This window comes from Aureispira anguillae (assembly GCF_026000115.1).
GTDB lineage: Bacteria > Bacteroidota > Bacteroidia > Chitinophagales > Saprospiraceae > Aureispira > Aureispira anguillae.
The window spans coordinates 295,404-308,419 of the sequence record NZ_AP026867.1; the positions used below are offsets into that span (position 1 = coordinate 295,404).

The 13,016-nt window shown below is 35.6% G+C and carries 12 protein-coding genes and 3 tRNA genes; 9 read left to right on the plus strand and 6 right to left on the minus strand.

Annotation, left to right across the window (positions count from 1 at the left end):
* Window positions 1-364 precede the first annotated feature (364 nt).
* Window positions 365-2,212, plus strand: a complete 1,848-nt coding sequence (uvrC, locus tag AsAng_RS01140) for an excinuclease ABC subunit UvrC (RefSeq protein ID WP_264790931.1) — start codon at window positions 365-367, stop codon at window positions 2,210-2,212.
* 1 nt (window position 2,213) lies between these two features.
* Here uvrC and AsAng_RS01145 read toward each other — a convergent pair whose 3' ends face one another.
* The 3 genes from AsAng_RS01145 to AsAng_RS01155 form a co-directional block, all read right to left on the minus strand.
* On the minus strand, window positions 2,214-2,441 hold the full coding sequence (locus AsAng_RS01145) for a hypothetical protein (RefSeq protein WP_264790932.1): 228 nt from the start codon (window positions 2,439-2,441) through the stop codon (window positions 2,214-2,216).
* A 740-nt stretch (window positions 2,442-3,181) separates the two neighbouring features.
* Window positions 3,182-3,847, minus strand: coding sequence for an ABC transporter ATP-binding protein (locus tag AsAng_RS01150; protein WP_264790933.1), 666 nt, complete (start codon window positions 3,845-3,847; stop codon window positions 3,182-3,184).
* Window positions 3,848-3,961: 114 nt separating this feature from the next.
* Window positions 3,962-4,897 (minus strand): hydrogen peroxide-inducible genes activator, encoded by a 936-nt coding sequence (locus AsAng_RS01155; protein WP_264790934.1) that lies wholly within the window; start codon window positions 4,895-4,897, stop codon window positions 3,962-3,964.
* Between the two features lie 278 nt (window positions 4,898-5,175).
* On the opposite strand from AsAng_RS01155, the gene AsAng_RS01160 reads away from it, so the two are divergent.
* Window positions 5,176-5,724, plus strand: a complete 549-nt coding sequence (locus tag AsAng_RS01160; protein WP_264790935.1) for a peroxiredoxin — start codon at window positions 5,176-5,178, stop codon at window positions 5,722-5,724.
* Window positions 5,725-5,870: 146 nt separating this feature from the next.
* A complete protein-coding gene (locus tag AsAng_RS01165; protein WP_264790936.1) occupies window positions 5,871-6,446 on the plus strand; it encodes a carboxymuconolactone decarboxylase family protein in 576 nt (191 codons plus the stop codon).
* A gap of 142 nt (window positions 6,447-6,588) precedes the next feature.
* On the opposite strand, the gene AsAng_RS01170 is transcribed toward AsAng_RS01165, so the two are convergent.
* The gene (locus AsAng_RS01170; protein WP_264790937.1) at window positions 6,589-7,098 is read right to left on the minus strand and encodes a TlpA family protein disulfide reductase; all 510 of its coding nucleotides are present in this window, start codon (window positions 7,096-7,098) and stop codon (window positions 6,589-6,591) included.
* A 548-nt stretch (window positions 7,099-7,646) separates the two neighbouring features.
* On the opposite strand from AsAng_RS01170, the gene AsAng_RS01175 reads away from it, so the two are divergent.
* Complete coding sequence (locus AsAng_RS01175; protein WP_264790938.1) at window positions 7,647-9,311, plus strand: DUF6029 family protein; 1,665 nt, start codon at window positions 7,647-7,649, stop codon at window positions 9,309-9,311.
* 92 nt (window positions 9,312-9,403) lie between these two features.
* On the opposite strand, the gene AsAng_RS01180 is transcribed toward AsAng_RS01175, so the two are convergent.
* Window positions 9,404-10,576: a M20 metallopeptidase family protein gene (locus AsAng_RS01180; RefSeq protein ID WP_264790939.1), complete on the minus strand. Its 1,173-nt coding sequence runs from the start codon at window positions 10,574-10,576 to the stop codon at window positions 9,404-9,406.
* Between the two features lie 140 nt (window positions 10,577-10,716).
* On the opposite strand from AsAng_RS01180, the gene AsAng_RS01185 reads away from it, so the two are divergent.
* The 5 genes from AsAng_RS01185 (at window position 10,717) to AsAng_RS01205 (ending at window position 12,766) form a co-directional block, all read left to right on the plus strand.
* Window positions 10,717-10,808: transfer RNA gene (locus AsAng_RS01185), tRNA-Ser, on the plus strand.
* 47 nt (window positions 10,809-10,855) lie between these two features.
* Window positions 10,856-10,933, plus strand: a tRNA-Pro gene (locus tag AsAng_RS01190).
* Between the two features lie 79 nt (window positions 10,934-11,012).
* Window positions 11,013-11,087 (plus strand) — tRNA-Pro (locus tag AsAng_RS01195).
* Between the two features lie 552 nt (window positions 11,088-11,639).
* A complete protein-coding gene (locus AsAng_RS01200) occupies window positions 11,640-11,933 on the plus strand; it encodes a transposase (RefSeq protein WP_264790940.1) in 294 nt (97 codons plus the stop codon).
* Window positions 11,930-12,766 carry an IS3 family transposase gene (locus AsAng_RS01205; RefSeq protein ID WP_264790941.1) on the plus strand — a complete coding sequence of 279 codons (837 nt, stop codon included), beginning with the start codon at window positions 11,930-11,932 and terminating at the stop codon, window positions 12,764-12,766. Before AsAng_RS01200 ends, AsAng_RS01205 begins: the two co-directional genes overlap by 4 nt.
* Before the next feature lie 7 nt (window positions 12,767-12,773).
* Here the strand turns inward: AsAng_RS01205 and AsAng_RS01210 are convergent, their stop codons facing one another.
* On the minus strand, window positions 12,774-13,016 hold the full coding sequence (locus AsAng_RS01210; protein ID WP_264790942.1) for a PD-(D/E)XK nuclease family protein: 243 nt from the start codon (window positions 13,014-13,016) through the stop codon (window positions 12,774-12,776).

A 13,016-nucleotide genomic window follows, 5' to 3' on the forward strand; every position in this document is an offset into this window, starting at 1 on the left:
AGACCTTTGTTATATCGAGATATTAAATAATAGAGGAGGAAAGATTAAAAGAATAATATTTAGTGAAGTGTATTACTTTAATATCAAAAAAAAAGAATCAAACAAATTTATAATATGAAATGTAAACCATTTTAAAATAAATTTGAACAAAATAAAATCGACGTATTCGTTCAGTTCCCGAACAATATACAAGAATAATGAAGTGTAGTGTAAATTTAGTTTTGTGATTATTGCCAGCTCTATTAGAGCTGGCATATCTATTTTAAGGGGGGAAGAATTGCAACAATTAGAAAGAACAAAAAATGCCTTAGGCTGTTTTATTCGTAAATAAAATTGTATATTTTTGACAGACCATTGATATACTATGACAAAAGACGATTACAATAAAATAGCGCCGAATTTCCCTACTCAACCAGGAGTTTATCGATTTATTGATAAGGATGATATTATCTTATATATAGGGAAAGCTAAGCATTTAAAGAAAAGAGTCTCTTCTTATTTTGGGAACCGCAAAGATATGCGTAACAAAACCCGAATTATGGTGCGTAAATCTGTTCGAATAGAGTACACCATTGTAGATACAGAACAAGACGCATTATTATTAGAGGCTACCTTAATTCAGAAGCATCAGCCTCGTTATAATGTGATGCTAAAATCTGGAAAGCCATATCCTTATATCTGTATCAAAAAAGAACGATTCCCTAGGGTTTTTATCACTCGGCAAGTGTATAAAGATGGCTCAAAATATTTTGGTCCTTATGTCTCTCGGCATCGGATGAATACAATTGTGGAGCTGATCAAAAATCTTTTTCAATTGCGTACTTGCAACTTAAATTTGTCAGAAAAAAATATCTTAGCTCAAAAGTTTAAACCCTGTTTAGAATATCATATTAAAAATTGCTTGGCACCTTGTGTTGGATATGAAGAAGAGGAAGCATATAACGCCAAGGTAAGTCAGGTCGCTAATATACTGAAAGGACATTTTGCTTCTGTTAAGCGGTACCTGAAAGAAGAAATGCAAAAACATGCTGAGAATATGCAATTTGAGCGGGCGCAAGAAATAAAAGTGCAGTACGATGCCTTGGCAAATTATCAAGGAAAATCGACCGTTGTAAATCCTAGTATCAAAGATGTTGATGTTTTTAGCTTGGAGCAGGATGAAGAAATAGCTTATTTTAACTACTTAAAAGTAGTTGATGGGGCTATTATCAATACATTTACCATGGAGTTGGACAAGAATCTGGATGACAATCAGACCGATTTATTAGTCTTTGCCATACAAACCTTGCGAGAAAAATACCAGAGCATAGCGCCAGAAGTAATTGTTCCTATAGAAATACCAATGGTTTGGGAAGGAACAGTAATAACAATTCCCAAAATAGGAGATAAAAAGAAGCTGTTAGAACTTTCGGAAAAGAATTTAGCCTATTATGTTTTACAAAAGCGAAAACAGGCGGTTTCTAAGGCCAATAAACAATCAACGGCAGAGAAAGTCTTGGAGATTATGAAAAAAGATCTACAGATGCCTGTATTACCTTTGCATTTGGAGTGTTTTGATAATTCTAACCTTCAAGGCACGAATCCTGTTGCTTCAATGGTTTGTTTTAGGCATGGAAAACCTTCTAAACGAGAATATCGACATTATCACATCAAGACTGTAGAAGGACCAGATGATTTTGCTTCTATGGAGGAAATTGTCTATCGTCGATACAAACGATTGATGGAAGGAAAAAAGCCATTGCCACAATTGATTGTAATTGATGGAGGAAAAGGGCAATTAAGTGCCGCTGTAAAAAGCCTAAAAGCATTGGGAATTTATAAGCGAATGACCATTATTGGCATTGCTAAACGACTAGAGGAAATTTATTTTCCAGAAGATAGTGTTCCTCTGTTGCTAAGCAAAAAATCACCGACGCTAAAGGTAATTCAGCAAGCTAGAAATGAAGCGCATCGTTTTGCGATCGAGTTTCATCGTCTGATTCGTTCCAAAAAATATGTGTCTACTCAATTAACAGAGATAGAAGGAATTGGCAAAAAAACAGCCGAAAAACTTTTGCAGGAATTTGCTTCGGTTGAAAAAATTAAAGCCGCTAGCCAAGAAGAATTAGAAGCTTCTGTAGGGAAAGCTGCGACCAAAAAATTATTGCTACATTATAATTTGCCTTACCAAGAGCCCCCAAAGAAGCCTAAGAAAAAGAAAAAAGAAGAATAAATTATAATTGATTATGATCTAGAATAGCTTCTCCAAGTTGTTTAACTAGGTGAACCTTTATATCTCCTGAGCCAGTAATTTTAGGGGCTTGGATACCTGTTCTATTAAAGATAGGGGTAGGGACTTTTAGGAGTAAAACAAATGTATTCGTCCTAGTATATTTGCTACTATTTTTGCAACGAAACGTTTGACGATGAGCTTTCTTAGAATCATTTTCTAAGCATCGCATAACCCATTTTTAGAGTTTTTTTTGGTGGGCATATGGCTGATTGGGAACAAAGTACGCCGCAGAAAGCTGCTATTTTTCTGTAGGAAAAATAAGGTTTTCAGGTGTCTGAGCGAAGCGAGTTTCTGAAAGCCTAAGCTATCAAGAAGATACTTTGTCCAAGAAGTCATCCAGTCCTAGCGTTTTTGGTTCTTTTTGGGCAATGCAAAAAGAACAACAGGTATTGATTACCCTGCTTTTTGCTATTTTGCCTCTAAAATGGGGCTAGATTAAAATTTTCAATATTCATTTCATTAAAAAGAAATAATTGTATTTGTTATTATAGCTTAATAAACAATTTTTTATAAAGCAACAAAACTGCTAAAATGTATTTTTGTTTTATTACTAAATCACCCTATAGGTAGCATGGAGTTAGGGCGAGGAGAGGGCTATTTATCAGAAAAGGTACCTAACATCCCTAAGATGCATTATCGGTACCTTTAATCATTTTCTGGGTTTGGTGGTGAAACCTTTTGGGAATAAAATCTTAAGGTTTAATCACTAAAATTGATACCCTTTATGTGGTAAATTTATAGTTTGTAACCCCTGATTGATATAAAAGTAAAAAAGAATGTAAATTAAAACAAAAACAAAAAAAAGAATTTATCAGTAAAAAAACAATGCTGATGTTTTGTTTTTAGTTGATTATTAGATTTTTATGAATTTGTGTTCTCAGTGAAAAAAGAGCAGATCATGAATGAAATTTATTGACTAATAATCAAACCATCTTTGAGGCGAATCGTACGCTTAGTTTTTGCCGCAATATCTTCTTCATGGGTAACTAGCAACAATGTTTTTCCTTCATCATTAAAGGTTTTGAACAAATCCATTACATCATAGGAGGTTTGAGTATCCAAAGCACCAGTAGGTTCATCCGCTAAGATGATTTTTGGCTCCGATATTAATGCTCGAGCAATTGCAACCCGTTGTTGTTGTCCACCTGATAATTCGCTAGGATGGTGATTGGCCCACTCTTTAAGCCCAACTTTATCCAGAAACTCAACCGCTTTGATTTGTCGTTCTTTTCTAGGTACTTTTTGGTAATAAAGAGGCAATGCAACATTCTCTGCTGCGGTCTTAAAAGGCAATAGATTAAAACCTTGGAATACAAAGCCAATCAATTGATTTCGATACAATGCAGCCTGTTTTTGAGATAGATTTTTGATCAAAATACCATCTAAATGATATTCTCCAATCGTATAATCGTCTAAAATCCCCATAATGTTCAATAGGGTTGATTTTCCAGAACCAGAAGAACCCATGATCGAAACAAATTCTCCTTGATCAATGAAAAGGTCAATCCCTTTTAGCACTTCAATTGAATTTTTACCAATTTTATACGATTTACGAATGTTTTTTAGCGATAGCATTGAAATAAAAGTTATAACATGATAAGAGTGCGCAAATATACTATTCGTAATTCGCAATTCGTAATTCAACTTCAACAATAAAAGTAAGGGAAAGGTTAAAGATTTTTGTGCGTATTATTTCCACTCTACTATTTGTCCTCGATCTTTTTGTAACATATGTGTAGGAATACTTTCTTTGATTTGCTGTTCTAATAATTGGAGCAACTTTATTTTTGCATAATTACGGACATAAACAAAACTAACTTCCCTTAAGGGGATGGGAGCTTGAATAGAACGTACATTTTGCGGACTATGAAGGGTTGCTAATTCTGGCAGCAACGTAAACCCTCCTTCTTTGTCTACCAATCGTTGCAAACCCTCTAGCGACCCTCCTTCGTATTCAAAGGGTAAGTTTCCATTGGATAACCCATTTTGCTGCGAGGTACAGAGATTGATGACCTGACTTCTAAAACAATGCCCTTGGCTAAGCATCCAAAGATTTTCATGATTTAGTAAATCTAAAGGAATGCTGTTGTTTTGGGCAAAGGAATGTTCAGGGTGAACATAGAGTTGAATTTCTTCATAAAATAAAGGATGCTCATAGAGCATTTCATCCTTGAGTGGAGTGACCAATAACCCAACATCTAATAAATCATTTTTTAAATCGCTAATGATTTGATCGGTTGTTCGTTCTTTGATTTGCAAATTGACTTGGGGATATTTGCGGATAAAGTTTCCTACAAAAAAGGGCAATAGATAAGGAGCAATCGTTGGTAAAATACCAATACGTAATTGTCCTGATATATCATTTTGAAAATCAGCGACCAATTGACCTAATCGTTGGTGCTCTCGCAAAATAACACGAGCCTGACGAATGATTTCTTGTCCAATGGGAGTTGGGGCAATCGGTTGTTTGCTACGATCAAAAATTAGAACGCCTAACAATTCTTCGGCTTTTTTTATTTGGGCACTTAGAGTAGGTTGGGTGACAAAGCATTTTTGGGCTGCTAAACCAAAATGCCGCTCCCTATCTACGGCAACAATATATTCTAGTTGTGTTATCGTTGGCATTATAATTTTCTATTTACTGATAGACGAATTCAATTTGTTTTTGTTCTAAACTGTTCTTAACTTTGCGGTGTTCTTAAGAAAGAGTTTTATAGTTCTTGTCGTTTTTAATTAACGGTTGTTTTTTTAGATTCATTATTTATTATCAATAAACTAACCATAGAAGTTGTTGAATGACTAGAACTAGAATACATAGATACTAAATAATAATTTAACCATACCTATAATTTTTTGTTCAGTAAGTTGAACAATGAATTATTTTAACCAAAAAAATATAAACAATGGCTTTATTAACTGTAGGAAGCGAGTTTCCCCAATTTTCAAAAACGGCTGTAGTTTCTCTTGAAAAAGGAAAAGAATTCGAAACATTAACGAATACTTTTAACAACGATAATGGACAATGGACAGTAATGTTCTGGTGGCCTAAAGATTTTACGTTTGTTTGCCCAACAGAAATTGCAGAGTTTAATGCAGCTTACGAGGAGTTCCGTGATAGAGATACTACTTTGATTGGCGCTTCTACGGATTCTGAATTTGTACATGCTGCTTGGAGAAGAGATCACGATGATTTGCGTGGTTTGAAATTTCCTATGTTAGCGGATACTTCTAAATCTCTAGCTGAAGATTTAGGTATTTTGGAAGCAAACGAAAAGATTGCTTACCGTGCAACGTTCATCGTTGATCCTCAAAATATCGTACGTTGGGTATCTGTTTATGACTTGAGCGTAGGTCGTAACGTAGACGAAGTAATCCGTGTATTGGATGCTTTGCAAACCGATGAATTATGCCCATGTAACTGGCAAAAAGGTGAAGAAACATTAGTTGTATAATTAATGTATACTTCTTAGTTGAATAAAGCTCTTTTTGTGTTCTTGAAATACAGAAAGAGCTTTTTTATTTTATGTTGCTTGTGTTCTTGAACAAATCTGATAATTTCAAGATAGAATTAAGTACACAAAACTAATACTTATAAAAAATGTTAGCAGAAACAAAAAATGATTTGTTGGCAGATTTGGGTTTGGAAGATCTGCAAAATGAAACAATAGATGCTTTGGTGGCGGGAGATTCTCGATACTTAAAAGATTTGCGTATGAATCTTAGTGGCATGAAGCGTGTCAAGGAATTAAATGCAAAAGAACAAGCCTTGATTGCAGTAGCCATTGCCAACAATTACAATAATAAAATCGTACAAAAGGCTTTTGCGGCGAAGGCAGAGGAAGCAGGAGCTACCTCAGCAGAAATTGCAGAAGCATTAGCTTGTGCTTCTTTGTTGAGTGCCAATAATGTATTGTATCGTTTTCGCCACTTTATGGGAAGAGATAGTTATGATAAAATGCCAGCGGGCTTGCGCATGAATATTATGTCGAGTCCTGTTATGGGGAAAGAATTTTTTGAGTTGATGAGCACTGCGGTTTCTGCGGTGAATGGTTGCGAGCGTTGCATCCAATCTCACGAAGCTTCTTTGTTACAAATGGGAACCAGCGAAAAAAGAGTTTGGGCAGCAATTCGTTTGTCAGCAATTATCACCAGCTTATGTAAGGTTGTTTATTAAACACCCTCTTAGCTACTCTAACAAACAAAACAGTCAATTTGAGGACAAAAAAGGCAGTTGTTTAGGACTACTTTTTAAGCTTCAAATTGACTGTTTTTATAAATAGAGAGCGGAATGCTCTAAATAGTTGGTATGCTTACTACTATTCAGCAGCTTTTGCGATTTCGTGCTCCAATTCTTCTTCATCACCAGGCTTATAACCTGTGTGCTTATAGATAACATTGCCTTTGGCATCTAATAGCAAGGTGTAAGGGCAAGAATTAAAACCTAAAGCTTGGTAAGCACTGTTATCAGGATTGCAAAGAATATCATACTCCCAACCTTTGGTATCTACTACACCTTTTACTTTTGGCTTGGTACGAGAGTTGTCCATACTTACTGCAATAAACTCAATATCATAATCATCCTTCCAAGCATCAAGATAATCATTGTTAATATTATCTAATTCTTCTTTACAGGGTTTGCACCAAGTTGCCCAGAAATTAACAACCGTAATTTTTCCTTTTTCGGCAACATAATCTTTCAATTTGACCTTTTTACCACTCAATGTCTCCATCGTTAGAGAAGCAGGTAAGCTTTTTTGAGCAAAAGTTGAAGTCGAAGCTACTAATAGTAAAACTAAACTAGCTAATAAGAGTTTTGAACATTTCATAGTAGAGATATTATTTAACAAGGATATTTATGAATTAATAACATAACAATTGCTTCTTATTCAATTGCTGTGCCAAGTTAATAAATAAAATTTAATTCTTTGTAATATGGTTATTAATAAATGAAAATATCTTCATATCTTGAACTGCACAAGTTTTATTTTAAAGTATCGCAATTTTAAAAAAGCTTGATTCCTTCTAACTATTTTTGCAGAAGCAGTAAAAAAAATTACCTTGCATGGTAGACGTTATGACAAACGAATAGATATGGCAGAAAATTTATTTTTTTGTTTTGTTTTGTAAAAAAAAATCCCCCTTCTAAAGGGGAGTGATTTTAAAGCCTCAACAGATAAAAAACGTTAACTTTCTCCCTATAAACTCCATTATAGAATGAACTTCGTTTATTTATGCGATTGCTGCATAGTCCACGATAATATCTAGTGCTAGCAGTACAACTTACTATTAATGTATTATCCTTATATAACTTAACCAATACCTTATTAATAAATGGCATTTGGTTTTTTTACCTAAAAACGCAAAACTTCGAATTATGAGGCTTAGAATAATTCAATCATGGCTATTGATGCTTGGTCTTCTTGCAACAAATGCATCAGCTCAAGATGGCAACACTAGTAAATTTGGAACCTTAACAGGAGATTTTGAAACTCAAAATAGTTTCTTTATCCGAGATTCTGTTATTGGTGCAGCCAATACTCCCCAATATGATCGTCAGAAGTTTGGAACGAATAATTGGCTAACCTTAAATTATAGCGTTATGGGCTTTGATATAGGCATTCGTTTTGATGCCTATTACAATTCGAATTTGATTGATCCTTTGGATTCGTATTCTGCCTTAGGTTTAGGGCGTTGGCATATTCGAAAAGAAGTTTTTGGTCTAGATATAACAGCAGGTTATTTTTACGATCAAATTGGAAATGGAACTATTTTTAGAGCCTATAATGAGCGTTATTTACCCATTGATAATGCCTTGGTAGGGGGAAGATTGATTTATAAAATAAATGAAAATTGGCAAGCAAAGGTTTTTGCTGGTCAGCAAAAAAAGGTAGAAAAGCAAATTAATTTGTTTGAAAACTATCAGCCAATTATTGCTGGTGCGGCAATCGACGGTTTTATTTCGATCGGAAAAGAGGATAACCAAGTTACCTTAACTCCTGGAGCAGGTGCTATTCGCCGTACTTTAGATGATGCAAGCATGAACCAAATTGCTACTGATATTGGTTCTTATGCGCCAGAAGATGCCTTTGTTCCTAAGTATACCACTTATGCATTTTCGGCTTACAATACCTTAACTTGGAAAGGATTAACTTGGTATGTTGAAGGTGCTTATAAAACTGCTGAGGCTGTTAATGCATTGAGTCCTAAGGGAATTTTAGAAAATAAAGCAGGAACCAATATTTTTACAACGTTATCCTATTCTATGAAAGGATTTTCTATTTTGGGGCAATACAAAAGAACGGATCATTTTATCTTCCGTACTTCTCCATTGCAAAGCTTAAATAGAGGATTGATTGCATTTTTGCCACCAATGGCTCGTCAAAATACCTATCGTTTATCTGCTCGTTATAATGCTGCTACTCAGGACGTAGGAGAACAAGCAGCTCAGTTGGATATTACAGTGGTTCCAATCAAGAAAAAATTGACCTTGAATCTAAATTTGTCAAACATTATGACCTTAGATTCCATTGAGGGAAAAACAGGTGATGAGGCTTATTTATTGTATCGAGAAGCCAACCTAAATGCTTTATGGAAAATCAATAAAAAAATGAAATTGATTGCTGGGTTCCAATTTCAGCAATACAACCAAGAGCGTTACGAACAAAAACCTGGTGTACCAATTGTTACTACATTGGTTCCTTATGCAGAGTTTAGATTGCGCATGAAGAAAAGAAAATCGTTGCGGATAGAATTATCTTATATGCATACAGAAGAGGATTATGGTTCATGGGCTTTTGCCTTGGCAGAATTTAACATCAAAGATTTTTCTTTTTGGGCTTCTGCAATGATTAATACTGTGCCCAAAAAATACGAACAAGTAGAGGTGTTCTATGAGTTTGGAGCCAACTATACCCACAAAAGCAATAAGTTTGAAATTGGCTATAAACGTCAAGTAGAAGGGATTGTTTGTACAGGAGGAGTTTGCCGTTACCAGCCTGCTTTTAATGGGGTACAATTTAATGTTATTTCTTCCTTCTAAAAGAGGGATCTATCGATTAAACATAGGAGAGGGCGGTCAGAATTTTTCTGACCGCCCTCTCGTCGTTAAAAGCTTTGTGTTGTTACGATGTTTTATAAGGCTTGAATCGCCAACCAAGCCATTAAACCAGCTCCAACTTCCAAACATTGCTCATTGACATCAAAATTAGGTGTGTGTAGCCCTGTTCCATTTGGATTTTGTACGCCTAAACGATAAAAACAAGCGGGAATTTCTTGCGAATAAAAAGCAAAATCTTCTCCTCCCATTCTAGCGGGCAAATCAACTACATTCTCAGCTCCTAGGTAGGCTTCCATTTGTTGACGAGTTTGCGAGGTCAGTTGCGTTTCATTTTTTAGATAAGGATAACCTTTGATAATATTAAAATCACAACTTCCCCCCATGCTTTTACAGATGAGCTGCGCCATCTCTTTTAATTTATCGTGGGCTTGAGCACGCCATGTTTCATCAAAAGTACGTAGGGTGCCCAAGATTTTTACTTCATTAGGGATAATATTAGTCGCTCCGCCTTCAGAATAAATTTTTCCAAAGGTGAGAACAGTTGGCATCAAAGGATCTGCATGTCTACTGACCAGTTGTTGCAGTTGAACAATCAACTGGGAAGCCATCAAGATCGTATCCACGCATTGATGGGGACGAGCCCCATGTCCGCCTTTCCCTCGAACGGTGACATGAATTTCATCCGCAGAAGCCATAAAAAGCCCCGATTTGATTCCTATTTTCCCAACCTCCAGCAAAGGTTCTACATGTTGCCCTAGAATGGCACTAGGGCTAGGATTTTTTAATACGCCTTCTTGAATCAGTATAGATGCCCCTCCTGGCAATTTTTCTTCTCCAGGTTGAAAAATTAACTTAATTGTCCCCTGCCATTCTGCTCTGAGCGCTTGTAGGATTTGTGCTGCTCCCAACAAACAAGTGGTATGGACATCGTGACCACAGGCGTGCATGATGCCTTCGTTTTTGGATTTGTAGCTTGTTTCATTGGTTTCTTGAATTGGCAAGGCATCCATGTCTGCTCGTAATGCCAAGACTTTTTGGCTAGGATTGGTTCCTTTTATAATGCCAATGACTCCTGTCTGAGCCATGATTTGTGTTTCAATTCCCCAACTGTCTAATTTTTCTTTTACAAATTGACAAGTTTGATGTTCTTGGAAGGATAATTCTGGATATTGATGTAGGTGTCTTCTATAAGAAATTAAGTGGGGGGAATTTTTTTTTGCGAGTTCTTGAACTTTTTTTTTGAGCATGTGGTTTTTACTATTGATTGCTAATTAGTGCAGTATGAAAAAATAGAATTACAAGGATAAATCTTTTTGAATAAAAAGTAATTTTTTTTTGCTAGAAATTTTTGAATTCTAAAACTTTGCCCTATATTTGCATCGCACTAGGAGGGATGGGTGAGTGGCTGAAACCACCAGTTTGCTAAACTGGCGTACTCTTAACGGGGTACCGCGGGTTCGAATCCCGCTCTCTCCGCCATTTTTTTTGACTGCATTTTTAAGTTTTTTACTTAAAAAATATACGTTCGGGGTTTGGCGCAGTCCGGTTAGCGCACCTGCTTTGGGAGCAGGGGGCCGCAGGTTCGAATCCTGCAACCCCGACCACTTTTAAACAATTCGTTAGTTTTCTAATGGATTGTTTTTTTTTCGACCTTCATAGCATTTTTTATTACAATGCATTATTCGGGGTTTGGCGCAGTCCGGTTAGCGCACCTGCTTTGGGAGCAGGGGGCCGCAGGTTCGAATCCTGCAACCCCGACTACGAAAATTCACGGCATAAATCGTTATTAATTAACGGTTTACGCCGTTTCGTTTTTATGGACTTTGGCTTTCGATTTAGAAATAGTTTGAACATAGTTAAAACAAAAATCTATCAATCGAAATCCAGGTTTTTTGAGTTCAGATTATGAAGAAAAATTTCATGGATTTTCTCTCCGAAAATTTTTTTAAAAAAGTTTTACGAGGAAAATAAAAAATGTGCTGGCACAGGTGGGATTTTGCTCATATCTAACTGATTTTCATAAGAATTAAATGGGACACCTCTTGACTATATGCTTCTGGTCACATACTGTCCGTCCGTCCACTTTTGGTATCAAATGCCTGATTTTGAGCCAATTTTAGTCGGGGTTCAGGGAAATGTGACGAAACATTTTGTAACATTTTAAACTTATGAAAAATGAAATTATTAGAAGCTTTAGAAATTGCCTTTGAAATAAAAGCCCAAGAGTGCCGACATGAAACTGTAGGCATCCCAAGAGAAGCAACCGTTAGTTAAGAGAAAAAATATTATATTAGATAAAAACTAACGAAAATGAAGAGGAGTAAATTTAGCACAGCTCAAAAAGCAAAGATATTAGCAGAGCATGACGGCGGAAAAAGTGTAACGGATTTATGCCGTCAATACCAAATTAGTGCAGCTACGTTGTATAAATGGAAAAAGGACTATGAAGATAGTCAAGATGAAGATAAACGAAGAATAAAGGAATTAGAGGCAGAAAATGTTCGTTTAAAAAAGATGTATGCTAATTTAAGTATCGATCATGAGATACTTCAAGAAGGTTATGCAATGGTAAAAAAGTTCCAAGCCCAAAAGAACAAGAAATGATATTGGATTGCTTGTCAAAAGAATACAGCATTCGTCGTACTTGTGTTGTTTTGGGCTTACGCCGTCAGACATATTATAGTCGTAAATCAGGTCATCGCCCAGAAGAAAAGGATGAAGAAATAGTGGATTTACTACATCAGTTAACAAAACGTTTTGTATCATGGGGCTTTTGGAAAATTTATCACTATTTGAGAAATCAAGGCTATGCCTATAATCATAAGAGAATTTATCGTATATGGTGTATAGAGGGTTTAAATTTACGTTTACCGCCCAAACGCAAGAGGATTTATCGAAAATATCAACAACTTTTGGCTCCTAAAGAAGTCAACAAAGGTTGGGCTATGGATTTTCTAAGTGATTGGGTTGTTAGCCCAACTAATCATCGTATACGAATTATCAATATTATGGATGAAGGTTCTCGCCGAGCCTTATGGACAGAAGCTCATCATAATATTTCAGCTAAAAAGCTAATAGAGGTTTTGGAGAAAGTGATAGAATATCGTGGAAAACCATCTTATATTCGTTGTGACAATGGTCCTGAGTTTATTTCAGAAAAGCTCAAATTGTGGGCAAATAAACATGATATTGAATTGAAATTCATCCAACCAGGAAAGCCATCTCAGAATGGTTTGATTGAGCGTTTGAATAAAACATTGAGAGCCGAATGTTTGAACTTATGCTGGTTTCAATCTCTAGAAGAATTAAATGAAGAAATACAGGTTTGGAGTCAGATTTATAATCTAGAACGACCTCATAAGAACTTAGGTAATATTACCCCAGATTCTTTTGAGATTCTAAATCAGAAACTCTACTTTTTAGCGGTTGCTGCTTAGGGGAAGCCTACACTTTCTCTAACTCATCATTCCAAACTTGTTCAAAATCATCAATTATACAATTATTGTTAACATAACTCTCTATTACGTTATGGATTACAGTACCTAAAAAGGAAAATTTATTGAAAGCTTTTTTTTCTATGGCTTTAGGTTTTTGGATTAATGTATTGTAATATCTTAACTTACAGCTTTCAATAAAATTTATTTTGCTAGGACTCAGCTTCTCTATTTGAGGGTAGTTATTTTTCAT

Coding starts and splice junctions, on each gene's coding strand:
- uvrC (WP_264790931.1), top strand. CDS start 365: ATGACAAAAGACGATTACAATAAAATAGCGCCGAATTTCCCTACTCAA.
- AsAng_RS01145 (WP_264790932.1), bottom strand. CDS start 2,441: ATGCGATGCTTAGAAAATGATTCTAAGAAAGCTCATCGTCAAACGTTT.
- AsAng_RS01150 (WP_264790933.1), bottom strand. CDS start 3,847: ATGCTATCGCTAAAAAACATTCGTAAATCGTATAAAATTGGTAAAAAT.
- AsAng_RS01155 (WP_264790934.1), bottom strand. CDS start 4,897: ATGCCAACGATAACACAACTAGAATATATTGTTGCCGTAGATAGGGAG.
- AsAng_RS01160 (WP_264790935.1), top strand. CDS start 5,176: ATGGCTTTATTAACTGTAGGAAGCGAGTTTCCCCAATTTTCAAAAACG.
- AsAng_RS01165 (WP_264790936.1), top strand. CDS start 5,871: ATGTTAGCAGAAACAAAAAATGATTTGTTGGCAGATTTGGGTTTGGAA.
- AsAng_RS01170 (WP_264790937.1), bottom strand. CDS start 7,098: ATGAAATGTTCAAAACTCTTATTAGCTAGTTTAGTTTTACTATTAGTA.
- AsAng_RS01175 (WP_264790938.1), top strand. CDS start 7,647: ATGAGGCTTAGAATAATTCAATCATGGCTATTGATGCTTGGTCTTCTT.
- AsAng_RS01180 (WP_264790939.1), bottom strand. CDS start 10,576: ATGCTCAAAAAAAAAGTTCAAGAACTCGCAAAAAAAAATTCCCCCCAC.
- AsAng_RS01200 (WP_264790940.1), top strand. CDS start 11,640: ATGAAGAGGAGTAAATTTAGCACAGCTCAAAAAGCAAAGATATTAGCA.
- AsAng_RS01205 (WP_264790941.1), top strand. CDS start 11,930: ATGATATTGGATTGCTTGTCAAAAGAATACAGCATTCGTCGTACTTGT.
- AsAng_RS01210 (WP_264790942.1), bottom strand. CDS start 13,016: ATGAAAAATAACTACCCTCAAATAGAGAAGCTGAGTCCTAGCAAAATA.